Below are 24,863 nucleotides of genomic sequence, written 5' to 3'. Positions count from 1 at the left end.
GCGCCACTGCGAACACCCCTTTGCTAGAAAGGCAACATCCTATCCATCCGGGAAGGGCGCTCCATTGGGCCATCGGGGTGGCTCGCGATCGCCCGATCGGGCACTGTCGGCGCCACCCGAACGGCTTTACTGTGATCCATCCCCACGATCCTTCCCCCACGATCCATCCCCAACTCGGCGAGGAGCGGACATGGCGGTCCCGGTGGCCCCGGGTCGACTCCCCTTGCTCGGCCACACCCTGCCCATGCTGCGCGAACGCCACCGGTTCACCGCGTCGCTGCGGGAGTACGGCGACATCGTGCGCATCGATCTGGGGACCATGCCGACGTATTTCCTGACGAATCCTCGCCTTGTCCACGAACTGCTGGTCACCAAGGGTGCGCTATTCCGGAAGGGAGCATTGTTCGACAAGTTCCGGCCGTTCTTCGGCAACGGCCTGGCCACCTCGAACGGCGCTGACCACCGCCGTCAGCGGCGGATGGTGCAACCCGCTTTCCACCGCGACCGCATCACCCGCTACGCCGAGACGATGGCGCGCGCCGCCGCCGACCTCACCGCCTCCTGGCGGCCCGGCCAGGTGCGCGCCGTCGAGGCCGACGCCCAGTCCCTGGCGGTCACGATCGTGGGCGAGGCGCTGTTCTCCACCGAGATGGGCAAGCGCGCGATCGAGGAGATCCGCCGGTCCATCTTCCTGGTCCTCAAGCAGGGCATGGTCCGCGCGTTGTCGCCGTCGTTCGTCGAGCGGCTGCCCCTGCGCGCCAACCGCGAGTTCGACGCCGCCATCGCCCGCATGCGCGCGATCGTGCTCGACGTCGTGCGCAGCTGGCGCGAGGACGGCGCCGACCACGGCGACCTGCTGTCGATGCTGCTGCTGGCCCAGGACGACGAGACCGGCGCGGGCATGTCCGACCAGCAGGTCCACGACGAGGTCATGACGCTGCTCGTCGGCGGCATCGAGACGACGGCGCTGGCATTGGCCTGGACCTTCCACGAACTCGCCCGGCACCCCGATGTCGAGCGCCGCGTCCACGCCGAGGTCGACGAGGTGCTGAGCGGGCGGCCGCCGACCTTCGCCGACGTCGAGAAGCTGGTCTACCTCAACCGGGTCGTCAACGAGGTGCTGCGGAGATACCCGGTCTGGTTCCTGATGCGGCGCGCCCTCGCCCCGGTGGAGTTGGGCGGGGTGCCGTTCGCCGAGGGCACCGAGGTGATCTTCAGCCCGCACGCCCTGCACCACGACCCGGCCTCGTTCGCCGAGCCGCACCGCTTCGACCCCGACCGCTGGTCGCCGGAGCGGGCGTCGCGCGTCCCCAAGGGCGCGTTCGTGCCGTTCGGCGCGGGCGGGCGGCAGTGCGTCGGGAACCTGTTCGCGCAGACCGAGATCGCGATCGCGGTGGCCACGGTCGCCGCGCGGTGGCGGCTGGTTCCCGTGCCCGGCAAGCCGGTCCGCGTCACGTTCACGTCCGCCGCCTACCCGAGCGGCCTGCTGATGACCGCGATCCCGCGGCACTGATCTGGAGGTTGTGGTGCGATACCGCCGTCTGGGCGTCGTAGCCCTGCTCGCCGCCGCGGTCTGCCTGACGCCCGCGACGGCGGGCGCGGCGCAGATCACCTGCGAGGACGTGATCGTACCGGTGCGGGCAGGACTCACTGCGCAGTCGATGCACGGGAGGCTGTGCGTGCCGCAGGGCGCGTCGACGGTCCAGGTGCTGATCCCCGGAGGCACCTACACCAGCGCGTACTGGGACATCGGCCACGCGCCGGAGACGCTGTCGTACCGGCTGGCGATGAACCGGGCCGGGATCGCGACGATCGCCGTCGACCGGCTCGGCAGCGGCCGCAGCTCGCGGCCCGCGAGCCTGTTCCTCGACGCGCGCAGCCAGGCCGACGCCGTGCACCGGGTGATCCAGACGCTGCGGCCGCGCTTCGCCAGGGTGGTCGTCGTCGGCCACTCGGTCGGCTCCGCGGTGGCCACGATCGAGGCGGCCCGCCACCGCGACGTGGACGGCGTGGTGATCACCGGGCTCACCCACCGGATCAACCTCCCGGGCGCCGTGCCGGTGTTCACCACCCTCGTCCCCGCCGTCCTCGACGCGCGCCTGCGGGATTACGGCCTGGACCTCGGCTACCTGACGACCACGCCCGGCTCCCGCTACCGGTCGTTCCACACCCCCGGCGCCCCGGACCCGGCCGCGCTCGCCTTCGACGAGGCCACCAAGGACGTCGTCACGCCGACGGAGACGGTGGACACGGTGCTGATCAGCACGCTGATCCCCCTGTCACGGCAGATCAAGGTGCCGGTCATGGTGGTCATGGGCGCGGGCGACGCGAACTTCTGCGGCCCCCCACTCGGCGCCGACTGCTCGTCGGCCGAGGCCCTGCGCGCCTCAGAGGGCCCGTTCTACGCCCCGGAGGCCGGGCTGCACACCCACGTCGTCCCCGGCTACGGCCACTCCCTCAACTTCTCCCCGCACGCCCCGGAGTACCACCGAGCGGTCATCGAGTGGACCACCGCCCTGCCCGGAACCCCGGCCCGCGGCCCCGCGTCGAGGTAGCAGCCGTCAGCCGCGCGGCTCCTCGACGGATCGGCCCGAAGGCAGCTAGCCGAACTGGACCGTGCGGGGGCTGGTGTAGAAGCGTTGGGCCTCCTTGCCCTGTTCGCGGCCGCCGTAGCCGGAGTCCTTCTCGCCGCCGAAGGGGAGGTGGAAGTCGACGCCCGCGGTCGGGGCGTTGACCTTGACCATGCCCGACTGGCATTCGGCGACGTACGCCATCGCTGCGGCCAGGTCGTTCGTGTAGAGCGCGGTCACCAGGCCGTACGCGGTCCCGTTGGCCAGGGCGAGCGCCGAGGCGACGTCCGGCGCCGCGGCGAGGGTGCAGATCGGGCCGAACGTCTCGGTGGTGTTGAGCGGGGCGTCCGGGGGCAGGTCGGTGACGACGGTGGGCGCGGCGAACCAGCCCTCGTCCGGCACGTCGCGGCTGACCACGACGCGGCCAGCACGGGCCTCGCGGACGCGGTCGCGGGCGGCCTCGGTGATCACCGGCCCGACCGCGACGCCGTCGTCGGCCGGGTCGCCGACGCGCAGCGCGTCCACCGCGGCCCGCAGGGCCTCGGTGAACGGCGCCGGGTCGCCGACCACGAGGACCCGCTTGGTGGCGGTGCACTTCTGCCCCGCGAAGCCCATCGCGGCGCCCGCGACGTGGGTGGCCGCGCGGCCGAGGTCGGCGTCCGGGAGGACGATCGCCGCGGACAGCCCGCCCATCTCGCACTGCACCGGGATCCCCCGCGCCGCCCCCGCCGCGGAGACGCGCCTGCCGACCCCGGTCGAACCGGTGAAAGACACCACGTCGGCGGCATCGACCAGAGCAGCACCCGTCTCACCGTGTCCCGGATGGACAGTCAGCAGCCCTGAAGGCAGGTGAGGCGCGAACAGCTCCGCGAGGCGGAGCGCGCAGGCGGTGGCCTCCGGCGCGGGTTTGACCACGGCCGCGTTGCCGTACGCCAGGGCGGGCGCCGCCTTCCACACCGGGATCGCCAGCGGGAAGTTCCACGGCGTGATCAGCCCCGCCACCCCGCGCGGCCTGCGCACGGTGAAGTCCAGTCCGGCCCCGGGGTAGGTCTCCCCGATCGGGTCGAAGCACTGCTGGGCGTAGTACCGCAGGATGGCGGCCGCGCGCGCCACCTCGCCCCGGGCCTCCAGCACCGGCTTGCCGACCTCGCGGACCACCAGCGCGGCCAGCTCGTCGGTCCGCGCCGCCACCGCGTCGGCACACGCCGTCAGCGCGGCCGCCCGGACCGCGGGCCCATTGCGGGCCCACTCCCGCTGCGCGGCACGGGCCGTCTCCACGGCACTGGCCACATCGGACGGATCACAAACCGGGACGTCCACCACCACGTCCGACGGACGCTGCGGTGACGTCGACTGCACACGGTTCACAGCACGAACCCCCTGGGGAACGGGTCGGTCGGATCGAGCAGGTACTGGCCCATCCCGGTGATCCAGGCGCGTCCGGAGATGGTCGGCACCACGGCGGGCAGGCCGCCCACCGCGGCCTCCGCCACCAGCCTGCCGATGAACCGGGTGCCCAGCAGCGACTCGTTGACGAAGTCGACGCCCAGTTCGAGCGCGCCGCGCGCGTGCAGCTGGGCCATGCGGGCGGCGGTGCCGGTGCCGCAGGGCGAGCGGTCGAACCAGCCGGGGTGGATGACCATGGCGTTGCGCGAGTCGCTGCCCGGCGCGCCCGGCCCGACCAGTTGCACGTGGTGGCAGCCCGCGATGCCGTCCGCCTCGGGGTGCCTGGGCTCGTCCTGCTCGTTGATCGCGGCCATGATGTCCAGGCCCGCGGCGAGCATGGCGTCCTTGTCGTCGAACGTCAGCCCGAGGTCGGCGACCGGGAGGATGGCGTAGAAGTTCCCGCCGTACGCCAGGTCGTACCGGACCTCGCCCAGGCCAGGCACCCGCACCGAGGCGTCCAGCCTGCAGGCGAACGACGGCACGTTGCGGATCGTGACCGACTCCGCCCGCCCGCCGGACACGGCGACCTCGGCGACGACCAGCCCGGCCGGGGTGTCCAGCCGCACGGTCGTCACCGGCTCGACGACCTCGACCATCCCGGTCTCGACCAGCACGGTGGCCACCCCGATCGTGCCGTGCCCGCACATCGGCAGGCACCCGGACACCTCGATGTAGAGCACGCCCCAGTCGGCGTCGGGCCGGGTCGGCGGCTGCAGGATCGCGCCGCTCATCGCGGAGTGGCCGCGCGGCTCGTTCATCAACAGCTCGCGGATGTGGTCGAGGTGCTCGATGAAGTGCAGCCGCCGCTCGGCCATGGTCGCGCCGGGGATGACGCCGAGTCCGCCGGTGACCACCCGGGTCGGCATCCCCTCGGTGTGCGAGTCGACGGCGGCGAAGTAGCGGGCGGCGCGCATGTCAGCGGCCACCCATCGCGCGGCGCATGTCGGCGTCCAGCGCCGCGAGCTGGTCGTCGGTGAGCGGACCCCGGGGCGGGCGGCACGGCCCGCCGTAGCGGCCCACCAGGTCCATCGCGCGCTTGATGGCCTGGACGAACTCGGTGCGCGAGTCCCACCGGAACGCGGCGACCATCGGCTCGTACAGCGCCCGCGCCGCCTTGAGGTCGCCGCTGAGCGCCAGCTCGAACAGCCGGACGGACTCGGCGGGGAAGACGTTCGGGAAGCCTGCGAACCACCCGGTCGCGCCCATCAGCAGCGACTCCAGCGCCACGTCGTCCGCGCCCGCGACCACGGTCAGACCGGGCGCCCGCTCGCGGATCTCCAGGACGCGCCGGACGTCGCCGGAGAACTCCTTGACCGCGACGACGTTGTCGATCTGGGCGAGCTCGGCGATCAGGTCGGGCGTGAGGTCCACTTTGGTGTCGATGGGGTTGTTGTAGACCATGACCGGGAGGCCCACCGAGGCGACCTCGGCGAAGTGCCGGACGACCTCGGCGGTGTTCGCGCGGTACATCGTCGGCGGGAGGCAGAGCACGCCGTGCGCGCCGTCCTCCGCGGCCTGCTCCGCCCACGCCTTCGCCTGGTGCCAGCCGGGTCCGTGCACCCCGACCACGACGACCCCGTCATCGCCCACCGCGTCGACGGCGGCCCGGGCGACGGCCCTGCGCTCGGCGTCGGTCAGCGACGAGTACTCCCCGAGCGAGCCGTTGGGGCCGACGCCCCGGCAGCCGCTGTCGACCAGCCACCGGCAGTGCTCGGCGTAGCGGTCGAGGTCGACGCGCAGGCCCGCGGGCGCTGCCGGGTCCTCGGCGTAGGGCAGGGCGGTGGCGACGATGACGCCGTCGAGCCTCTCCGTCATTCGTTCTCCTCGTCGATGAGCTCGCCGAGCCGGACCGGCGCGGCGATCGGCCTGCGGGCGAACGCGTCGCCGGGCAGGCCGCACAGGTCGGCGACGGCCGCCCCGCACGTGCGGCCCTGGCACAGGCCGAGCCCCGCGCGGGAGGTCAGCCGGAGCGCGCGGGCGCCGGGGGCCGCCGCGCGCAGCGCCCGGTAGGGCACCTCCTCGCAGCGGCAGATCAGGGTGTCGTCGGTCAGCCACTCGCGCCAGCCGTCGCCGACGGGGTGGACGCGGTCGAGCGCGGCGGCGAAGCGGCGCAGGGACCGGACGCGGCGCAGCAGGCGGGGCGGGACCGGCGCGCCCGCCGCGGCCAGGCCGGCGACCGCGCCCTCGGCGGCGGCCAGGTCGGCCCCGCCGATCCCGGTGACCTCGCCCGCTGCGTAGACGCCGGGGACCGAGGTGCGCTGGGCGGGGTCGACGGAGACGAAGCCGCCGCTGAGCGCGCATCCGGCGGCGACGGCGAGTTCGAGGCGCGGGGTGAAGCCGTGGCCCACGCAGAGGGCGTCGACCTCGAGCTCCCGTTCGGTGCCGGGGCGCACCCGCCACCGCTCGTCCAGCCTGGCCGTGGTGACCGATTCGAGCCGGTCCGCGCCGTGGGCGGCGATGACCGCGGTCCGCGTCCGGTAGGGGACGCGGTGCTTGGCGAGCGTGCGGAGGTATCCGAGCAGCTCCGGCGCCTTGGCCAGGCCCGCGGCCAGGCCGCGCGGCTCGGTGTGCCAGCGGGGCCGGTTGGCCTCCAGGACGGCCGCCACCTCCGCGCCCGCGCCCAGCACGGCCCGCGCGACGGGCAGCAGGAACGGGCCGGTGCCCGCGACCAGCACCCGGCGGCCGACCGCCACCCGCTGGCCCTTGGCCATGGCCTGGGCCGCGCCCGCGGTGTAGACGCCGGGGAGGGTCCAGCCGGGGAACGGCAGGACCCGGTCGTGCGCGCCCGGCGCGATGACCAGCGCGGCGGCGTCCACCGTGCGGCGCCGCCTGCCCGGCCCGTCGGCCGGGCCGGTGAGCAGGTGCAGCCGCCTGCCCGGCTCGACCGCCCACACGACGGTCTCCGCAAGGTGCTCGACGCCGGGTGGCAGCGGGAAGCGTTCGGTGGTGTCGAGCAGGTCCTGCCGGTGGTACTGCCCACCGCGCCTGCCTTCGGCGTCGATGAGGAGGACCTCGCGGCCTGCCCGGGCGGCGGCAGCGGCGGCCGCCAGCCCGGCGGGTCCGGCCCCCACGACCACGACGCGGCTCATGACGGCAGCTCCGCGCCGTCCTGGCAGCGGACGCGGTCGCCGTCGGCGAGGAGCCGCTGGCAGGCGCGCACGTCGGGCACGCCGTTCACCACCACGAGGCAGTCGTGGCAGACCCCGATCCCGCAGAAGACGCCGCGCGGCGCACCGCCTGCCCTGGTCGTGCGCCAGCTGACCCGGCCGCGCGCCAGCAGCAGGCCCGCGACGGTCTGGCCCGGCGCGGCCGTCACCCACTCCCCGTCCAGTTCGACCCTCATGCCGCGATCACCGCGGGCCGGTCGACGCGGAACGGGCGCGGGTCCACCGAGGGCGGGCGGGACAGGACGAGGTCGGCCAGCAGGCGGCCGGTCGCCGGGGCCAGGCCGATGCCCGCGCCCTCGTGGCCGGTGGCGTGCCAGAGGCCCGGCAGGCGGGGGTCCTCGCCGATCACCGGCAGGTGGTCGGGGGAATACGGGCGGAAGCCGCCGTAGGCGCGCATCACGGGGACATCGGCCAGGAACGGGAACAGGGCGACGGCCTTGCGCGCCAGCTCGGTCACGACGTCGACCCGGATGGTGTCGTCGAAGCCGACGCGCTGTCTGCTCGACCCGATCAGCACCGTGCCCGCTTGCGTCGACTCGACCACTGTGGACGTCTGGAGGTCGGCGTCGCCGCTGGCGACCGCGCCGACGTAATCCGCGTCGTATACCTTGTGCCGCACGGATTGTGGCAGGGGCGCGGTCACCAGGATCATGCCGCGGCGGGGGAGCACGTCGATGGGCGCGCCCGCGGCCCGGGCGAACGCCGCCGACCACGGCCCGCAGGCGTTGACGACGATGGGGCACGGCACGGTCTCCCGCTCGGTGCGGACGCCCGCGACGGCACCGCCCTTGGTGACCACGCCGACGGCGGCCTCGCCCGAGCGCACCTCTCCCCCGCGCTGGCGGACCGCGGTCAGCAAGGCGACGGTGGCCAGGACTGGCTGCAGCTGGGCGTCCTCGGGGTAGTGCATGGCGGCGGTGATGTGCTTGGTCAGCAGGGGTTCCATGTCGGCGACCTGGTCGGGCGCCAGCGCGACGGCGTCCACACCGGACTCCCGCTGGCCGCTCGCGGTCGCGGCCAGGGCGGCGGCCCCGGCGTCGGTCGTGGCGACGACGATGCCGCCTTTGGGCTCCCACTCGGCGGACGCTCCGAGGTGTGCGAGCAACTCCGGCCACAGCGCGCGGGAGACCCGCGCCAGCTCCAGTTCCGGCCCGGGGGGCTTGTCCGACAGGAGCACGTTGCCCTCGCCCGCCGCCGTCGTCCCGCAGGCCGGGTCGGCCCGGTCGACGACGAGGACCCGCAGCCCCGCCGCGCTCAACGCCTCGGCGCACGCCGCGCCGATGACGCCCGCGCCGACCACCGTGACGTCGACCATCCCTCACCACCGTTCAATAGAATGAACGGTGGTGAGGCTAGCCCGCGACGCGCCGGAGGGTCAACCCCGAACGACGCACGCGGCGGCGGGGGTGTCGGAGGGGTACTCCAGCAGCAGGACGGACGCCACCGGGCCTCCCACCGTCTCGTACACGTGCGGCCCCTGGGCGGGGAAGCAGACGTAATCCCCCGGCCCCAGCTCATACGGCGCCTCAGGCGGACCCACCCGCAGGACCCCGGAGATCACCACGACATGCTCGCGGCCGGGATGGCCCGCGGACCGCTGCACCTCCCCCGGCCGCACGCGCTGGTCGTACAACTCGAACACGGTGTCGGTGACGTCCATCCGCCGCAACATCCGCAGGTCAACCGCATTGCTGCTGAGCACATCAACCCCCGCCGACCGCACCAACACAACCTCCGGCTCGACCCGCTCGGTGAGCAGCGTGGACACCGGAACCCCAAACGCGTTCGATAAACTGAACACCGTCTCGATCGTCGGATTCCCGTTCCCACTCTCCAGTTGCGACAACGTCCCCTTGGCGATATCCGACCGCCGAGCCAACTCAGAAAGCGACAACCCGGCCCGCTCCCGCAACGCCCGCAGATTGGCCGCCAACACCTGCCCGGCCTGACCCCGCTCCACGACAACCACCTCCCCGCCCCCGAACCCTACCGACCCACCCCCACCACGCCCGGCCACAACACCCGCAGCCCTACCAGGCGGCTTCCAGCTCGCGGGCGGAACGGAGCATCAGGACCGCACCCAGCCCCCGCCGCCGCCCACACCCGAACCCCACCCCGGCCACCCCAACCGGGCCGCGCCGGCCCCCTGCCGGGCGGCGACAGCACCTTGCGGGCCGAGCCCACAGTCACCACCCTCCTCCTGGGCCGAAGCAAAGTCCCACTCCTGCCACTGCACCCCACAGCCTTACCTTCGGGATCGCGCCAACTGCCTGCCGCGTCGACCTGCCCGCGCTCATCCACCATCCGCACGGACACCACCCCACCCGCGCCGCGCACCCGCAGCCCTTCCACCAAGCCGCGATCGCCACCACGCCACGCCACGCAAGACCCGCACCACCCACCGCGGCCGTGGAATCGTCCACGGCCGCGGCAGGCGTCCAGGTCACGCAGGCTCGACCGGCAGCCACAGCTCACACGTCGCCGTGGTGAAGTTGGGGTTTCGATGGAGGATGGCGACCATCGACGGGCCGGGGCGGAGGCGCCAGGGGTTGGAGGGGAACCAGTCGGTGGCGGTGGCGGCCCAGGTCGTCTGCAGGGTCTGCGGGTAGGGGCCGTCCGTGCGGAAGACCGCCCAGCGGCCCGCCGGGACCTCGATGGCGTCGAGGTCGTCAGGGGTGGCCGTGTCCCGGGTGACGGCGACGCCGTGCAGGTAGGTCAGTTCGCTGCCCTCGGCGCTGTCGGGGTCGAGGTCGTCGCAGACCTGCAGCAGGCCCGGCGGCTCGGTGTCGCCGATGGCCTTCAGCCGCTCGTGCTCCTCCCCCGGCAGCCCGGCGATGTGCTCCTGGATGTGCGGGTTGACGCCGTGGTGGATGAGCGGGACGCGGGTCGCGTGGCCGATCAGGCGGAAGGCGGGGCGGTCGACGATGCGGGTGTCCATGGGGATGCTCCCTTCGACGCTCAGGCGGAACCTGAGCCGTGGTTGTGTGCGAAGGGGGCCGCCGTCGCGGCGGACGTCGCCGGGGTTGGCCCCGTGGACGCCCCGGAACGCGCGACCGAACGCCTCGGTCGAGCCGTACCCGTGCCGGACGGCGATGCTCAGCAGGTCGTCCACGCCGCGGACGACGTCGGCGGCGGCGAGGGTCATCCGCCGCCTGCGCATGTACTCCGACAGCGGCATGCCCGCCAGCGACGAGAACATCCGGCGCAAGTGGTACTCGGTCGTGCCGAACTCCCTGGCCAGCGCGCTCACGTCCACCTCGTCGGCGTCCTCGACGACGTCGACGAGCCGGTTGAGTGCCGAGATCATCGTGCCTCCCTTCGACACCAACCCTGACCGACGCTCCCCCGCCCGCGCCCGACCGTCGCGGACCGATGCGGTCATTCGACCACGCGCTCCGGCCACGCCCTGGCGTCAGCGGCCAGCCAGGGCTCACCCGCGGCCACGGCGGGGGTCGCCCCGGTGAACGCGCGGACGTCGTGGTGCAGGTGGGACTGGTCGACATAGCCACCATCGGCCGCCACCCGCGCGGGGCTGTGCCCCCGGACCAGCAGGTGGACGGCGTCGTCGAAGCGGACCAGCATGGCCGCGCGCTTGGGCGTCAGCCCGATCTGCGCGCCGAACCGCGACCACAGGCGCTGACGGCTCCACCCCACCCCCGCCGCGAGATCGCCCACCCGGACCCGCCCCCGGCTCGCCACGATCCGCCGCCACGCCCAGGCCACCTCCGGGTCGACCGGCCTGCCCGCGTGAATCCGGGCCCGCAGTTCGGCGTCGAGCAAGGCGAACCGCTCCGCCCAGGTTCGGGCGTGGTGCAGCCGCTCGCGCAGGCGGGGCGTATCGCGGCCCCACAGGTCGTCGAGCGTGATGACGCCGTCGCCCAGCTCCCCGAGCACGGGACGCGCGACCACCGGGGACAGCCGTACCTGCACGCACTCCACCCCATCGGCGCGCACCGGGAACGCGGTGAAGCCCAGGCCCGCGGCGAGACCACCGGAGCGGATCGGCGAGCCGTGGACGTCGAACGGGCGGTCGCCGAACTCGACGGCCAGGGTGACGGCCGGATGCGGGATGGCCCGCAGCTCGACCGGCCGGCCCCCGCGGATGCGGAACCCGGCCATGGCGACGCCGGGCGTCACCCGCGCCGGGCGCGCGATCTCCCAGTCGGCCGTGGAGTCACCTGGTCGCACACCCCGACTGTACGAGCGGACATTTCTCCAAGACCCCGACGCCTCCGTCCCGGAAGGGTGACCGCACCCGAACCGAGAGAGGAGCCATGGGGAAAGCGACCAAACGACGGCGGATCGTCCTGCTGAGCGTCGGCGGGCTGGCCGTCCTCCTCGCGTGGAACACGATCGCCGTGCGCGCGGAGACCGCCGAGGCCGAGGGCGAGCACATCGTCCGCCTGGACGGCGGGGACATCCACGTCGTGGAGGACGGGCAGGCTGACGCGCCGACGGTGGTGCTCCTGCACGGCCTGGGCGGCTCGACAGCGTGGTGGGACCCGGTGCTGCCCGCGTTGCGCGGCCTCCGCGTGGTGCGGCTCGACCTGCTCGGCCACGGCGGATCGGCCAAACCGACCGACGGCTACGGCATCGCGCAGCAGGCCCACCGGGTCGGGATGGCGCTCGACCGGCTCGGGGTGCGCCGCGCGACCGTCGTCGGGCACTCCACCGGAGGCGCCGTCGCCACCTCGCTGGCCGAGCGGCGGCGCGATCTGGTGGCCGCGATCGCCCTGGTCAACACCGGCCCCCGGGCGGACGCGTTCCTCGGCGAGAGCGTCGCCGCCCGCCTGCTGACCACCCCCGTGGCGGGCGAACTCCTCTGGCGCTTCCGCACCGACAGCACGATCCGCGACGCGCTGAGCACCGCGTTCACCCGGGAGGTGCCGATCCCGGACCGGCTCGTCGCCGACGTCCGCCGGGTGACCTACCGCGGCCTCACCGCGACCGGCGAGGGCGTCGACGCGTTCCTGGCCGAGAGCCCCATCCCCGACCGCCTGACCCGCGTGGCCCTCCCCACGCTGGTGATCTTCGGGGCCGAGGACCGTCGGTGGCAGCCGTCGTCCGCCCAGGACTACCGGCAGGTCCCCCAGGTACGCCTCGAACTCCTCGCAGGCGTCGGCCACACGCCGATGATCGAGGCCCCCGACCCGACCGGCGCGCTCCTGCGCGATTTCGTCGACTCCGTTTGACCAGCGGCGATCACAGGTTGTCGTCCAGGAAGTCGGCGATCAGCGGGGCGATCCGGGGCAGGTGGTCCTCCAGGGCGAAGTGGCCGGTGTCGAACAGGTGGAGCGCGCTGTCCGGGACGTCGCGCAAATAGGCCTTGGCGCCCGCCTCCGTGAAGAACGGGTCGTTGACGCCCCAGGTGATCAGGGTCGGCGGGCGGTGCTCGCGCAGCCACGCCTGCCAGTCCGGGTAGGCGGCGACGTTGCGGTGGTAGTCGTAGGCCAGGGCGAGCTGGGCCTGCTTGCGGCCCGGCTGGTCCAGGAAGAACTGGTCGAGCAGCCACCCCTCCGGCGCGATCAGCTCGGGATCGGCGGTGCCGCCCTCGTATTGGGCGCGGGTGGCCTCGAGGGTGAACAGGTCCAGGATCGTCCGCTCGGCGCCGGGGGTGTCGGGGGTGAGGGCGATGAAGTCGCGGGCCGCGGGCGACAGGCCCTCGGTGTAGGCGTTGCCGTTCTGCACGACCAGGCCCGCGATCCGCTCGGGTCGGCGCAGCGCGAGCCGGAAGCCGACGGGCGCGCCGAAGTCGAACAGGTACACGGCGAAGCGCCCGGGCAGCACCCGGTCCGCGAAGCCCTCGACGATGTCGGCGAGGCGGTCGAAGGAGTAGGTGAACCCGTCGGGGGCCTTCGTGTGGCCGAACCCGGGGTAGTCCGGCGCGACGAGCCGGTATCGCGCGCCGAGGGCGTCGATGAGGCGGCGGAACTGGTGCGAAGCCGATGGGAAACCGTGCAGCAGCAACAGGGTCGGCGCGTCGTGTTTGTCCGGAAGGGACTCCCGGTAGAAGACCTCGACCCCGTCCACGGCAATCCGGCGATGGGCGACGCGAGCGATCATGTCACATGCCTCCTTGGCTCGATGACGCATTAGTTCTACCGCGACATGATCTAACGGGTCAAACGGCCCTGATACCATTAGCGCCATGAGTGACCCGCTCACCGGCGAGGGCCTGGCGCTGGATCTGGTCAACACCCGCCCGGTCACCGAGGACGGCCGCGCCGACCTGCTCGCCACCCCGGACCGGTTGGCCGCCTGGCTGGCCAGGGAGCCCGCGCTCCAGGCGGAAGTGGGCAACGCCGCCCCCACGGCCGCCGATCTCGGCCCCGTGCACGCCGTGCGGGAGCACATCGACGCCGTCGTCCATGCGCTGCTGAACGGCGTCCGCCCTCCGCAAGCCGCCCTGCGCGGCCTGACCGAGGCGCAGCGCGCGGCGCCCGCCGTGCGGGAGCTGGCGTGGGACGGCGCGGGCGTCACCGCGACGTCCCGACGGGACGGCAGGCTCGGCGTCAGGCTGGCCGCCCGCCTCGCCGAAGCGGCGGTCGACCTGCTCACCGACCCGGCGGTCAGCCGCCTCAAGCGATGCGAGGCCGACGACTGCGTGATGGTCTTCCTGCCCGCGCATCCCCGCAGGCGCTGGTGCTCGCCGACCCGCTGCGGCAACCGCACGCGGGTGGCGCGCTATTACCGGCGTCACCGGCCGTGATAATCTCGGCGTGCAGGACCGGATCTGATGCCGAATGGGTGAGTTGATGAGTGCCGCCAAGGCCGTCGCCGCGCGCGACGGCGATCGGACGTTCCTCACGTCCCGGACCCCGGTCTGACACCTCCGCCCCAGCCATGACGGTTGTCGGGCACCGCTTCGCGATCGCCGGGGTCCCCCGAATCAAGGGATCCACGTTGTCTCACGACCGCAATACCTGGCACACCCGTGCCGAGACGCCCGAGGACATCGCGGCCATCCGCGCCATCCTCGTCGCCGCCTTCCCCACCGCCCTGGAAGCGGGCATCGTCGACGCCCTGCGCGCCGACGCGGAGGCGTGGATCGATGGCCTGTCCATCGTCTCCACGGACCCGGCGGACGTCCCGGTGGGCTACGCGCTGCTCACGCGATGCCACATCGATGCCGAACCGGCCCTCGCCCTGGCCCCGTGCGCGGTGACCCCCACGGCACAACGCACCGGCGCGGGCTCGGCCGCCATCCGAGCAGCCCTGACCGCCGCCCGGAACCTGGACGAGAACGCGGTTGTCGTCCTCGGCCACCCCGAGTACTACCCGAGGTTCGGCTTCACCCCCGCATCCGGGTTCGGGATCAAGGCCCCGTTCGAGGTGCCCGACGAGGCCATGATGGCGATGGCCCTGTGCGACCGCCCCCTCCCCAAGGGCACGGTCCACTACCCACCAGCGTTCGGAGTCTGACCACCGGACGCGAGTGAACGATGCGGGCCGCGGGGCCGGACAACCCCGCGGCCCGCACCCGCTGCCGGGTGAGGTGGCCGCACTCGGCCAGGCTGGCCGCGTCCTGACCAGACAGCCGGGTGGCCCGCCGGATGAGGTCATGGCGCTCGGCCGACCACTCATCCGCGTGACGTCGCCCGAGCGCAGAGCGGACTTCAGTCGCAGCCGCACCCGCCGAGCGAGGTGATCAAGCCCCAGCGGGCGCCCAGCGACCGCATGACCTCCCGCCCCGGGCCACAGTGGTGTGCCCTGCGGTCTCACGCAGCCGCGCGTCCTGCGGAGGAAGCGGTCGCTCGGCGGCAAACTCCCCCACGCAGCCGCACGTTGAGCCGCGCCGCCACCAACCTCGCATTGAGTCGGCCCGCCCGGCGACTGGGGTGACCTCAGTCAGACACGCTGCCGTCGGCAGAACCCCCGGCCGCGCGCAGAGCACCCTCCCCCCAGGTGCCCTCAAACCTCACCCACGCAATTGCGCGTTGAGTCGGGCCGCCTGGCGGGTGAGGTGGCCGCACTCCGGGAGGTTGGTCGCTGCCCGGGCGGCTTCGGCGTAGAGGCGGGCGGCGGTTGTCGGGTCGCCGTCGCGTTCGTGGAGGTAGGCGGCGACGGCGGTGTAGCGGGGGAGGGTGGGGTCCAGGGCCGACAGGGCGGCCAGGCCCGCTCGGGGGCCGTCGGCCTCGCCGACGGCTACCGCGCGGTTGAGGCGGGCTACCGGGCTGTCGGTGATGCGCACCAACTCGTCGTACCACTCGACGATCTGGACCCAGTCGGTCTCCTCGGCTGTCCGGGCGTCGGCGTGGAGGGCGGCGATGGCGGCCTGGGCCTGGAACTCGCCCAGCCGGTCGCGCGCGAGCGCGGCCTGGAGCACGTCCACGCCCTCGGCGATCATGCGGGTGTCCCAGAGCCCTCGGTCCTGTTCGGCGAGGGGCACCAGGCTGCCGTCCGCGGCGGTCCGGGCCGGGCGGCGGGCGTGGTGGAGCAGCATGAGCGCCAGCAGACCCGCTACCTCCTCGTGGTCGATCCTGGCCGCCAGCTCGCGGGTGAGGCGGATGGCCTCGGCGGCGAGGTCGACGTCGCCGGAGTAGCCCTCGTTGAAGACCAGGTACAGCACGCGCAGCACCGTGGCGACGTCGCCGGGCCGGGTGAACCGGACGCCGGAGACGGTCCGCTTGGCCCGGCTGATCCGCTGGGCCATGGTCGCCTCGGGCACGAGGTACGCCTGCGCGATCTGCCGCGTCGTCAGCCCGCCCACCGCGCGCAGCGTCAGCGCGACGGCCGACGCGGGCGTCAACGACGGGTGGGCGCACAGGAAGTACAGCTGCAGCGTGTCGTCCACCGCCTCGCCCGGGCCGGGCGCGGGCTCGGCGTCGACGCGGACCTCCCGGTGCCGCCGGGACGTGTCGGCCCGGGCGGCGTCGAGGAACTTGCGCCACGCCACGGTGACCAGCCAGCCCTTGGGGTCGCGCGGCGGGTCGTCCGCCCACGTGCGCAGGGCCTCCACCAGCGCGTCCTGCACGGCGTCCTCGGCCGCCGCGAAGTCTGCTCCGCGGCGGACGAGGACGCCGATCACGGTGGGGGTGAGGGTCCGCAGCAGGGCCTCGTCCACTCCGGTCACTCCGTGATGGTCGGGGGCTCGGTCAGGAACGGCCGCAGCTCGAGCCACTCGTGGATCGGCTTCCCGCCCGCGCCCGGGGCCGCGGACAGCTCGCCTGCCAGCTCGACCGCGCGCTCGTAGGAGTCGACGTCGATCACCATCCAGCCCGCGATCAGGTCCTTGGTCTCGGCGAACGGGCCGTCGGTGACCGGCGGGCGCCCCTCGCCGTCGTAGCGGACGAACGTCCCCTCCGGCGAGAGCGCCTGGCCGTCGACGAACTCCCCGCTCTCCTCCAGCCGGGCGGCGAAGTCGCGCATGTACTGCATGTGCGCGGTGACCTCCTCCGGCGTCCACTGGTCCATCGGCACGTCGTTGACCGCCGCGGGCGCGCCCCGGTAGTGCTTGAGCAGCAGGTACTTGGCCATCGTGTACTCCTCGGTGTGGTGAGGCCCATTCTGGCCTCTTCACCCCCGGGACGAAGCCGCGACCGGCTTCTCGACATCCCCGTCCAAGATTTTTCCTACAAACTTCCACCGGAGCTGTCCTGACGGCGTTCGCCCAGGTCAGGAGGGCATCAGCGCGCAGGCTGCGCCGCGGCCACCGTGCCGACCTCGCCGGACAGGGCCGTTTCCTCGCGGAGGGCCCGCAGGGTGTCGAGTTCGCGGTCGATGTCGCGGCGCTTGGCCTGCAGGCGGGCGATCTCCTGGGCCAGCAGCCGCTCCATGACGCCCGTGCGCTCCTCCGGCGGGGCGTCCAGGCAGGGCAGCAGCTCGGCGATGGTGGCGCTGCGCAGCCCCGCGGCGAACAGGTGCTGGATCATGACGACCCGCTCGACCATGGAGCCGTCGAAGTCCCGCCACCCGCCGGGGGTGCGGGTGGAGCGGATGAGGCCGTGCTCCTCGTAGTACCGCAGGGACCGGGTGCTGACGCCGCTGGCCTCCGCCAGCTCACCGATGCGCATGACACCTCCCACAAGCTCTCCGCGGACTCCATTCTTGCAGTTGACACCGGTGTGAGGTTCCACCATCGACCGCAGCGCCCTCCGCCACCCGAGGGCTCCCGTCGATGAAGGACACCCACGCCATGCACTGGCTCTACCTCGGCATCGCCGTCGTCTTCGAGATCGCCGTCGCCGTCTCCGCGGGCAAGGCCCGGGGCTTCACCCGGCCCGCCTGGACCGCGGCCACGCTCGTCAGCGGCGGCATCGCCACCTACCTGCTCAGCCTGGCGCTCCTGACCTTCGACGTCGGCGTCGGCTACGCGATCTGGACCTCCGGCGCGGGCGTCGGGATCGTCGTCCTGGGCGCCGTCCTGCTGAACCAGCGCCTCGGCTGGCGCAAGCTCGTCGGCATCGCCGCCGTCATCGTCGGCGTCGTCGGCCTCCAGCTCAGCGGCGCGGTATGAGAACCCCGACCGAAGGAACCCCCATGTCCAACCGCACCCACCGCGCCCGAGCGTGGCTCGTCCTGTTCCTCGCCGGAGCGTTCGAGGTCGGCTACGCCCTCGCCGTCGGCGGCAGCCAGGGCTTCACCGTGCTCTCCTGGTCGCTCGTCGCGGTCGTCTTCTTCCTGCTGACCCTCTTCGCCCTGAGCCTCGCCCTGCGCACCATCGACGTGGGCATCGGCTACGCCGTCTGGGCGGGCATCGGGGCCGTCGGCGCGGCGCTGCTCGGCCCCGTCCTCCTCGACGAGACCCTCACGCCCGCCAAGGCGTTCTGGCTCGCCGTGATCATTGCGGGCGTCGTGTGGCTCAAGCTCGCCGACAGCCCCAAGCGGACCTAGGCCGGACCCAGCCCGGCATCGACGGATGCCGGGCTGGGCAGGGCGGCTAGCCGAAGTTCACGTCACTGCACCACATGTACGTCTGGTCCAGGTGCGAGGCCTGCCAGATCGTGAAGACGATGTGGTGGCCGCGGTAGGAGCCGTTGGTGTTGACGGTGAACGAGATGTTCTGGGCGGGGGCGAACCTGCCGGTCTGGGTGATGAAGTCCAGGTTGCCCCAGCCGAGCCGCTGGGTGGCGGGGTTGAAGCCGTTCTTGCTGATGTAGACCCTGAAGTAGTCCGCGCCGTGGCTGGCCTGGTCGTACAGCCGCATCGAGAAGCTGCTGCCGACGTTGGTGGTCTTCCACCGGCCGGGGGTGTTCAGGGCGTTGTTGCGGGAGAGGGCGTTGCTGCAGAGCTGTCCGTCGGGGGTCGATCCCTGGAAGTTGCCCCGAAGTCCGTCCCGCAGCGCGCTCATCCAGTTCCACATGGTGTCGGGGTTGGCCTGGAAGGCCTGCCAGCACATGGGGTCCTGCTGCTGCATGGCCGGGTTCGTGTGCTGACTTCCCCAGGTCTGCCAGCACTGGTAGGCGCGGGTGGCGGGACTGACGATCGTCCCGTGCGCCGATGCGGGCGTGGTCCAGACGAACATGCAGGCCAGCACGCTGATGGCCAGTGCGATGATGCCCCGCCGTCTGGTGACGGACCCCGAGGTTCCGCGCAGACGCATGGATGGGCCTCCATTCTCCGGTTGGGTGAGCGGTCACGATCGGGAGCGCTCCCAGAGCGGTTCTCAGCGTATACGTCACGCACCGAAACATCAACGAAACACTGAGCTACCCCGGAAACCACCAACCGGCGGCGGTGAATCCTTTCCGCGCCCCCGGCCCTCTTATGGCCGATGGATACGTTACGAGGGACACGGGCGACGGGATCGCCGCGTGCCGCGGGGGGTGGACGTGGTCGACCGGGGTTGGGCGAGCGAGCAGCTCATCGCGGCCGCGCAGGGCGGCGACCTCGAATCGCTCGCCGCGGTGGTGCACGGGGCGCACCCGCACGTGCGGCGCTTCGCCGACCACCTGTGCGCGTCCCCGCAGGACGCCGAGGACGCGGCGCAGGAGGCGCTGATCATCCTCTACCGCAAGATCGGCTCCCTGCGCGCCACGGCGGCGCTCGCCTCCTGGATGTTCCGGATCGTCCGGCACGAGTGCCTGCGCCGCGCCCGGCGGCTGGTCGACCGCCACGACGGGACCGACGCCGACCCGGCGGCGTCGGCCGAGGACGAGGCCATCCGGCGCCTGGAGGCCGAGCGCGTCGCGGCGGCCATCCGGGCGCTGCCCGACATCCAGCGCCGCGTGCTGGTCATGCGCGACGTGCTGGGCCACCCGGGACGCGCGGTCGCCGAGGCGCTCGGCCTCAGCACCCCGGCGATGAAGTCCCACCTGCACCGGGCCAGGGCCGCGCTCCGCGCGGGCCTGAGCGCCTGACACTCCCCCACCGAAGGGAACCTCGCCATGCTCACAACCGGCTCACCCGCGCCCGAGATGGTGCTGGAGGACACCGACGGACAGACCGTCCGCGTGTCCGACCACCAGGGCGACCACGCGGTCCTGCTCTTCTTCGTCCGGTCGACGTCGTGCCCGGTCTGCACCCGGCACGTGCGCGACCTCGTCGCCCGCCGGGGCGAACTGGAGGCCGACAACGTCCGCGTCCTTATCGCGGTCCCGGAGGACCGCGAGCGGGCGGCGAGGTGGAAGGCGCGGCACGCGATCCCGTTCCCCGTCCTCACCGGCCGCGACAGGAGCCCGCACGAGCTGATCGGGCTGACCAGGAGGATCTTCGGCGCGATGCAGCAGTCCGGCAGCGTCCTCATCGACCGCCACGGCATCGTCCGCCACGCCCACGGCGCCACCCTCCCCACGGGCAGCTACGACCGACAAGGAATCGCCGCGGCCATCGCGTCCTCCACTCAGGACTGATCGTCAGATTTCCGAGTGTCCGTGTAACCGCTCTCTTGACGAGGTCCAGACCACCTGCGAAGCTCCGGAAGAGAGCTCTCATCACGTCTCCTCCCTGCGTAAGGAGCTGTAGTGAGAACGCGGATAACGTTGAGCTGTGCCCTGACGGCCGCCGCGCTGGTCAGTGCCCCGGCGGCGGCCCAGGCCGAGCCCGTCGCGTCCCCCGACGGGCTGCACGCTGCCCTGGCCCGCGACCTGGGCTGGCGCCCGGCCGAGGCCGCCGTGCGCCAGGCCGCCGAGACCGCGGCCGTGCCGGTGGAACAGGCGTTACGGCAGCGGCTGGGCGAGCGCTTCGGCGGCGCCTGGTACGACGGCGGCCTCAAGGTCGGCGTGCTCGACCGCGCGGACGCCGCCGCGGTGCGGGCCGCAGGCGCGCAGCCGGTGCCGGTGGCCAGGTCAGAGCGGGCGCTGATCGCCGACAAAGCGCGACTGGACCGGCACTCCCCCGGCCCGGACGTCTACGCCTGGTACGCCGACCCGGCGACGAACTCGGTCGTGGTCGAGGGCGGCACCGCGAGCGCCGCCGCGGCGTTCGCCCGCGCGGCGGGGGTGCCCGCCCGCGCGGTCGTCGGGCAGCGGCCCCGGCCGCTGTACGACATCCGGGGCGGCGACCAGTACGTCATCAACGGCAACACCCTGTGCTCGGTCGGGTTCTCCGTCAACAACGGCGGCTTCGTCACCGCGGGCCACTGCGGCGGCGTCGGCAGCCCCACGCTCGGGTACAACAACGTCGGCCAGGGGACGTTCGCCGGGTCGTCCTTCCCGGAGAACGACTACGGCTGGGTGCGCACGAACGGCAACTGGACCCCGACCCCGTACGTCAACAACTACTCCGGCGGCAGCGCGGCGGTCACCGGCTCCCAGGAGGCCGCCGTCGGGGCGTCGGTGTGCCGCTCCGGGCGCACCACCGGGTGGCGCTGCGGCACCATCCAGGCCAAGAACGTCACCGTGAACTACTCCGGCAGGCTCGTGCACGGCCTGACGTCGACGACGGCGTGCGCGGAGGGCGGCGACTCGGGCGGGGCGTGGCTGGCCGGGACCCAGGCCCAGGGCGTCACCTCGGGCGGGTCGGGCAACTGCTCCACGGGCGGCACGACGCTTTTCCAGCCGCTCAACGAGATCCTGGGCGTGTACGGCCTGCAACTGACCACAGTGGGCGGAGGGAGCACGAGCCGGATCATCGGCTGGCAGGACAAGTGCATCGACGTGCCCAACAGCAACGCCGTCGACGGCCAGCGGCTCCAGATCTGGGACTGCAACGGCACCGCGGCGCAGAACTGGACCTTCCCCGGCGACGGCACGGTCCGCGCGTTCGGCCTCTGCATGGACGTCGCGTGGGGCTCCCGCGACAACGGCGCGGCGATCCAGCTGGCCCGCTGCTCGGGCAACCCGGCCCAGCAGTTCGTCCTCAGCGCGGCGGGCGACCTGGTCAACCCGCAGGCGAACAAGTGCGTCGACGTGACCGCGTGGGGCGGCAGCGGCACACCGCTCCAGCAGTGGGAGTGCACCGGCGGCGCGAACCAGAAGTGGCGCAGGGGCTGATCCGCCCGGGAGGGGCGGCGCGGCGGCGCCGTCCCTCCCCCACTGCGCCGTCCAGGTGACATCGGGCCGATCCGGCCAACGGGGTGCGGCAGGCGGGCGTCCCAAGGTTCTTCTGACACTGGGGAGTCGTCATGAGAACCGGCAGACGGTTGTGGACCAGCTCGGTCGTCCTCGCGGTCACCGCCGCGACCATCACGCCCACCGCGTCGGCGGCGCCACAGGGGCCCTCGCTCGGCACGACGGTCACGCTCCTGACCGGCGACAAGGTCACCTTGATCGGCGCTCGCGCGCACATCCGGCCGGGGGCGGGCCGCGGCGGTGTCCAGTTCCTCCAGCACCGGGACGTCGAAGGCGACCTGCACGTCGTGCCGTCCGACGTGGCCGTCGAGGTGGCGGCGGGCAGCATCGATCGGCGGCTGTTCGACGTCAGCGACCTCATCAGGGCGGGCCTCGACGACGCGCGCAGCCCGTCGACACCGCTGATCATCACCGGCCCGGGCGTCGCGGAAGGGGGACGCGCGCTGCCGAGCATCGACAGCGTCGCGGTCAAGGCGGACAAGTCCACCGCGTTCCTAGGGACCGCGCGCACGGCGGGCGCGACCACGATCTGGCTGGACGGTCCGGTGCGCGCGACGCTGGACCGCAGCGTCCCGCAGATCGGCGCGCCCTCGGCCTGGGCCGCCGGGCACACCGGCGCGGACGCCACCGTCGCCGTGCTCGACTCCGGCGTCGACGAGACGCACCCCGACCTGGCGGGAGCGGTCGTCGGCGCTCGGGACTTCACCGGCAGCGGCGCCACCGACGACCGGTTCGGCCACGGCACCCACGTCGCGGCGACCATCACCGGAGACGGCCGGTACCGCGGCGTGGCCCCGGACGCGCGACTGCTCAACGGCAAGGTCCTGGACGACACCGGAACGGGCAGCGAGTCCGGGGTCATCGCGGGCATGGAGTGGGCGGCCGCGCAGGGCGCGGACGTCATCAACCTGAGCCTGGGCTCGCCGTTCCCCTCCGACGGGACCGACCCGATGGCGCTGGCCGTCAACCGGATCACCGCCGACACGGGCGCGCTGTTCGTCGTCTCGGCGGGCAACGCGGGCCCCGCCGACGGCTCGATCGGCAGCCCCGGGGCGGCCGACGCGGCGCTGACCGTCGGCGCGGTGGACCGGGCCGACGCGCTCGCGGGCTTCAGCTCCCGTGGGCCGCGCGCCGGGGACGCCGCGATCAAGCCCGACCTCACCGCGCCCGGGGTGGGCATCGTCGCGGCGCGGGCGGCCCACGGCGTCATCGGCGATCCGGTCGACGAGCGGCACGTCGCGCTGTCCGGCACGTCCATGGCCACCCCGCACGTGGCGGGCGCGGCCGCGATCCTGGCCGCCCAGCACCCGGACTGGCCGCCCGAGCGGCTCAAGGGCGCGCTGATGGCCAGCGCCGCGCCGCACGCGGGCCTCTCGGCCGACGACCAGGGCGCGGGCCGGGTCGACGTCGCCAGGGCCGACACGCAGGTGCTCACCGCGTCGCCGCCGAGCCTCAGCCTCGGCATCGCCGAGTGGCCGCACGACGTGCCCGTCTCCCGCGCGCTCACCCTCCACAACAGCGGCACCACGGCGCTGACCCTGAGGACGAGCGCCGACCTGCGCGACGTGACAGGCGCAGAGGCAGCGGTCGTCGTGTCGCCCTCGGAGGTGAGTGTGCCCGCGGGCGGGTCGGCGGAGGTCACCGTCACCGTGGACCTGTCGTCCGGCCCGGACGGGCGCTACAGCGGAGCGGTCACCGCGACCGACGGCACGACCGCGGTCCGCACGCCGATCGGCGTGACGAAGGAAGGCGACACCGAGGGCGTCGGGCTCGTCTTCATCGGCCCAGAGGGCTTCCCGACCTCGGAGTACGCCTTCCGGTTCGTGGACGTGGCGAACCCGCTGGAGTACACCGATCACGACCCGTCGGGATCGCTCACCCTGCGTCTGCCCGCAGGCGAGTACTACGTCAGCGCGTGGGTGGGCGCCCAGCCGACCGAGCCCAACCAGGACACCTACTTCCGCGAGCCCAGCGTGGTGATCGACGGCGACACGGAGCTGGTGTTCGACGCGCGGAAGGGCGTGCCGGTCGCGCTGACCGTCGACGCGGCCGACGCCCGGCCGGGCATGGCCGAGGCGGGCTTCCGCCGGGCGACCGCGTGGGGCGAGATAAACGACACCACCGGGTCCGGCCCGGCAAGGTACGTCCCGTCCACGACCTCCGCGCCGGGCGAGGCCACGTTCGAGCTGGTCACGCGCATGGCCAGGCCGAGCGGCGGCGACCGGTTCGTCGGCAGCCCGTACCAGTACAACCTCCGCTGGACCGTCGACGGCGGCGTGCCCGCCACGCTGACCAGGCACTTCCCGGACAGCGACCTGATCAGGACGCGGACGGTCGTCCACGGGCCGGGCACCGGGTTCATCGACGCCATGGCGGGCGGGCCCCTGCCCTACACCCTCACCGAGTTCCACACCCCCGGCTTCGTCGCGCACAGCAGGTTCGACCAAGCGGCCTCGCCGGATGCCCTCCCGCCAGACACCCTCCAGACGACGGTCACCCCGCGGCCGGTCACCGAGCCGGGAGTCCGCGGGTGGAACGCCGCGGTCTTCGGCCCGGCCCTGCCGAGGACCACGGGGCCGGCTGGGCGAGCCGCCACGGCGACGAGCTGTCCGTCGACGTGCCGATGTTCACCGACCAGGACCCGAACCACGCGGGCCACTCGAAGACCGACACCGCGATGACGACACTGCACCGCGGCGACCGGCTGATCGGGCAGACCGGACGCGCGGGGATGGTGTACGGCGCCGACCCGGGCGGCTGGGGCCCATACCGCCTGCACACCGAGGCCACCCGCTCGGTGTCGCCGCTGTCGACCCGGCTGACCGTCGACTGGACGTTCCGCTCGGCCACCACCGGGGAAGCCACCGCCCTGCCCCTGCTGGCCGTCCGCTTCGCCCCGGCGCTCGACGACCTGAACCGCGCCCCGGCAGGCGGGCCGTTCACGCTGCCGGTCTACGTCCAGCACAACGCGGGCGAGGCCGTGCGCACCCTCGCCGTCCAGGTGTCCTACGACGACGGCCTCACCTGGGCGCCGACGCCGCTGGTCAGGGTGGGTGACCGCTGGCACGCGGCGCTGACCCACCCGGCGGACGCCCGGTTCGTCTCCCTCCGGGCCCAGGCCAAGGACACCAGGGGCAACGCTGTCGACCAGACCATCGTCCGCGCCTATGCCCTGGGGAATAGTTGACGTGTCAGGTAGGTTGATCCCGATGTAGTTGACACGTCATCTA

At 73.3% G+C, this 24,863-nt stretch carries 26 protein-coding genes; 12 read left to right on the top strand and 14 right to left on the bottom strand.

What is annotated here, in order from left to right; translation table 11 throughout:
- Positions 1-190 precede the first annotated feature (190 nt).
- Together Actkin_RS11965 and Actkin_RS11960 are read left to right on the top strand one after the other, a co-directional pair.
- Positions 191-1,513, top strand: coding sequence for a cytochrome P450 (locus Actkin_RS11965; RefSeq protein ID WP_258907195.1), 1,323 nt, complete (start codon positions 191-193; stop codon positions 1,511-1,513).
- 13 nt (positions 1,514-1,526) lie between these two features.
- Positions 1,527-2,555 carry an alpha/beta fold hydrolase gene (locus Actkin_RS11960; RefSeq protein ID WP_258907194.1) on the top strand — a complete coding sequence of 343 codons (1,029 nt, stop codon included), beginning with the start codon at positions 1,527-1,529 and terminating at the stop codon, positions 2,553-2,555.
- 45 nt (positions 2,556-2,600) lie between these two features.
- Here the strand turns inward: Actkin_RS11960 and Actkin_RS11955 are convergent, their stop codons facing one another.
- The 9 genes from Actkin_RS11955 to Actkin_RS11915 all read right to left on the bottom strand — a co-directional run bounded on the left by Actkin_RS11955 (position 2,601) and on the right by Actkin_RS11915 (position 11,371).
- Complete coding sequence (locus Actkin_RS11955) at positions 2,601-3,929, bottom strand: aldehyde dehydrogenase family protein (protein ID WP_258907909.1); 1,329 nt, start codon at positions 3,927-3,929, stop codon at positions 2,601-2,603.
- Between the two features lie 5 nt (positions 3,930-3,934).
- Positions 3,935-4,930 carry a proline racemase family protein gene (locus tag Actkin_RS11950; RefSeq protein ID WP_258907193.1) on the bottom strand — a complete coding sequence of 332 codons (996 nt, stop codon included), beginning with the start codon at positions 4,928-4,930 and terminating at the stop codon, positions 3,935-3,937.
- 1 nt (position 4,931) lies between these two features.
- Complete coding sequence (locus Actkin_RS11945) at positions 4,932-5,831, bottom strand: dihydrodipicolinate synthase family protein (RefSeq protein WP_258907192.1); 900 nt, start codon at positions 5,829-5,831, stop codon at positions 4,932-4,934.
- On the bottom strand, positions 5,828-7,105 hold the full coding sequence (locus Actkin_RS11940; protein WP_258907191.1) for an FAD-dependent oxidoreductase: 1,278 nt from the start codon (positions 7,103-7,105) through the stop codon (positions 5,828-5,830). The genes Actkin_RS11945 and Actkin_RS11940 overlap by 4 nt, the downstream gene beginning before the upstream one ends.
- The gene (locus Actkin_RS11935; RefSeq protein ID WP_258907190.1) at positions 7,102-7,359 is read right to left on the bottom strand and encodes a (2Fe-2S)-binding protein; all 258 of its coding nucleotides are present in this window, start codon (positions 7,357-7,359) and stop codon (positions 7,102-7,104) included. The genes Actkin_RS11940 and Actkin_RS11935 overlap by 4 nt, the downstream gene beginning before the upstream one ends.
- Positions 7,356-8,498, bottom strand: coding sequence for an NAD(P)/FAD-dependent oxidoreductase (locus tag Actkin_RS11930; protein ID WP_258907188.1), 1,143 nt, complete (start codon positions 8,496-8,498; stop codon positions 7,356-7,358). The genes Actkin_RS11935 and Actkin_RS11930 overlap by 4 nt, the downstream gene beginning before the upstream one ends.
- A gap of 60 nt (positions 8,499-8,558) precedes the next feature.
- Positions 8,559-9,143 (bottom strand): type II toxin-antitoxin system RelB family anti-toxin, encoded by a 585-nt coding sequence (locus tag Actkin_RS11925; protein ID WP_189212665.1) that lies wholly within the window; start codon positions 9,141-9,143, stop codon positions 8,559-8,561.
- A gap of 483 nt (positions 9,144-9,626) precedes the next feature.
- Complete coding sequence (locus Actkin_RS11920) at positions 9,627-10,490, bottom strand: AraC family transcriptional regulator (RefSeq protein ID WP_258907187.1); 864 nt, start codon at positions 10,488-10,490, stop codon at positions 9,627-9,629.
- Between the two features lie 71 nt (positions 10,491-10,561).
- Positions 10,562-11,371, bottom strand: coding sequence for a helix-turn-helix domain-containing protein (locus Actkin_RS11915; protein ID WP_258907185.1), 810 nt, complete (start codon positions 11,369-11,371; stop codon positions 10,562-10,564).
- A gap of 86 nt (positions 11,372-11,457) precedes the next feature.
- Here Actkin_RS11915 and Actkin_RS11910 point away from each other — a divergent pair, with 86 nt between their 5' ends.
- Positions 11,458-12,375: an alpha/beta fold hydrolase gene (locus Actkin_RS11910; protein WP_258907183.1), complete on the top strand. Its 918-nt coding sequence runs from the start codon at positions 11,458-11,460 to the stop codon at positions 12,373-12,375.
- A 10-nt stretch (positions 12,376-12,385) separates the two neighbouring features.
- On the opposite strand, the gene Actkin_RS11905 is transcribed toward Actkin_RS11910, so the two are convergent.
- Positions 12,386-13,246, bottom strand: coding sequence for an alpha/beta fold hydrolase (locus tag Actkin_RS11905; RefSeq protein WP_258907181.1), 861 nt, complete (start codon positions 13,244-13,246; stop codon positions 12,386-12,388).
- An 85-nt stretch (positions 13,247-13,331) separates the two neighbouring features.
- On the opposite strand from Actkin_RS11905, the gene Actkin_RS11900 reads away from it, so the two are divergent.
- Both Actkin_RS11900 and Actkin_RS11895 read left to right on the top strand, forming a co-directional pair.
- Positions 13,332-13,892, top strand: a complete 561-nt coding sequence (locus tag Actkin_RS11900; RefSeq protein WP_258907180.1) for a CGNR zinc finger domain-containing protein — start codon at positions 13,332-13,334, stop codon at positions 13,890-13,892.
- A gap of 194 nt (positions 13,893-14,086) precedes the next feature.
- Entirely contained in the window at positions 14,087-14,605 is a 519-nt protein-coding gene (locus Actkin_RS11895; protein WP_258907179.1) for a GNAT family N-acetyltransferase, read from the top strand.
- A gap of 496 nt (positions 14,606-15,101) precedes the next feature.
- Here Actkin_RS11895 and Actkin_RS11890 read toward each other — a convergent pair whose 3' ends face one another.
- The 3 genes from Actkin_RS11890 to Actkin_RS11880 all read right to left on the bottom strand — a co-directional run bounded on the left by Actkin_RS11890 (position 15,102) and on the right by Actkin_RS11880 (position 17,196).
- Positions 15,102-16,247, bottom strand: a complete 1,146-nt coding sequence (locus tag Actkin_RS11890; protein WP_189212950.1) for an RNA polymerase sigma factor — start codon at positions 16,245-16,247, stop codon at positions 15,102-15,104.
- Positions 16,248-16,252: 5 nt separating this feature from the next.
- Entirely contained in the window at positions 16,253-16,660 is a 408-nt protein-coding gene (locus Actkin_RS11885; RefSeq protein ID WP_189212659.1) for a YciI family protein, read from the bottom strand.
- A 149-nt stretch (positions 16,661-16,809) separates the two neighbouring features.
- The gene (locus Actkin_RS11880; protein WP_258907178.1) at positions 16,810-17,196 is read right to left on the bottom strand and encodes a MerR family transcriptional regulator; all 387 of its coding nucleotides are present in this window, start codon (positions 17,194-17,196) and stop codon (positions 16,810-16,812) included.
- 104 nt (positions 17,197-17,300) lie between these two features.
- On the opposite strand from Actkin_RS11880, the gene Actkin_RS11875 reads away from it, so the two are divergent.
- On the top strand, positions 17,301-17,639 hold the full coding sequence (locus tag Actkin_RS11875) for a DMT family transporter (RefSeq protein ID WP_229787243.1): 339 nt from the start codon (positions 17,301-17,303) through the stop codon (positions 17,637-17,639).
- A gap of 23 nt (positions 17,640-17,662) precedes the next feature.
- Entirely contained in the window at positions 17,663-18,016 is a 354-nt protein-coding gene (locus Actkin_RS11870; RefSeq protein ID WP_258907177.1) for a DMT family transporter, read from the top strand.
- Between the two features lie 46 nt (positions 18,017-18,062).
- On the opposite strand, the gene Actkin_RS11865 is transcribed toward Actkin_RS11870, so the two are convergent.
- Positions 18,063-18,725 carry a lytic polysaccharide monooxygenase auxiliary activity family 9 protein gene (locus tag Actkin_RS11865; RefSeq protein ID WP_258907176.1) on the bottom strand — a complete coding sequence of 221 codons (663 nt, stop codon included), beginning with the start codon at positions 18,723-18,725 and terminating at the stop codon, positions 18,063-18,065.
- 211 nt (positions 18,726-18,936) lie between these two features.
- Here Actkin_RS11865 and Actkin_RS11860 point away from each other — a divergent pair, with 211 nt between their 5' ends.
- The 5 genes from Actkin_RS11860 to Actkin_RS11840 all read left to right on the top strand — a co-directional run bounded on the left by Actkin_RS11860 (position 18,937) and on the right by Actkin_RS11840 (position 24,820).
- Positions 18,937-19,482, top strand: coding sequence for an RNA polymerase sigma factor (locus Actkin_RS11860; protein ID WP_258907175.1), 546 nt, complete (start codon positions 18,937-18,939; stop codon positions 19,480-19,482).
- 27 nt (positions 19,483-19,509) lie between these two features.
- Positions 19,510-19,974, top strand: coding sequence for a peroxiredoxin family protein (locus Actkin_RS11855; protein WP_189212654.1), 465 nt, complete (start codon positions 19,510-19,512; stop codon positions 19,972-19,974).
- 111 nt (positions 19,975-20,085) lie between these two features.
- Complete coding sequence (locus Actkin_RS11850) at positions 20,086-21,555, top strand: ricin-type beta-trefoil lectin domain protein (protein ID WP_258907173.1); 1,470 nt, start codon at positions 20,086-20,088, stop codon at positions 21,553-21,555.
- 131 nt (positions 21,556-21,686) lie between these two features.
- Positions 21,687-24,314: a S8 family serine peptidase gene (locus tag Actkin_RS11845; protein WP_258907171.1), complete on the top strand. Its 2,628-nt coding sequence runs from the start codon at positions 21,687-21,689 to the stop codon at positions 24,312-24,314.
- Positions 24,311-24,820: a hypothetical protein gene (locus Actkin_RS11840; protein ID WP_258907169.1), complete on the top strand. Its 510-nt coding sequence runs from the start codon at positions 24,311-24,313 to the stop codon at positions 24,818-24,820. Before Actkin_RS11845 ends, Actkin_RS11840 begins: the two co-directional genes overlap by 4 nt.
- Positions 24,821-24,863: the final 43 nt, after the last annotated feature.

The sequence above is a fragment of the Actinokineospora sp. UTMC 2448 genome, from assembly GCF_024760565.1.
GTDB classification, from domain to species: domain Bacteria; phylum Actinomycetota; class Actinomycetes; order Mycobacteriales; family Pseudonocardiaceae; genus Actinokineospora; species Actinokineospora fastidiosa.
The sequence above is the reverse complement of the archived record's forward strand: the minus strand, read 5'-3'. Positions and strand labels throughout refer to the sequence as shown.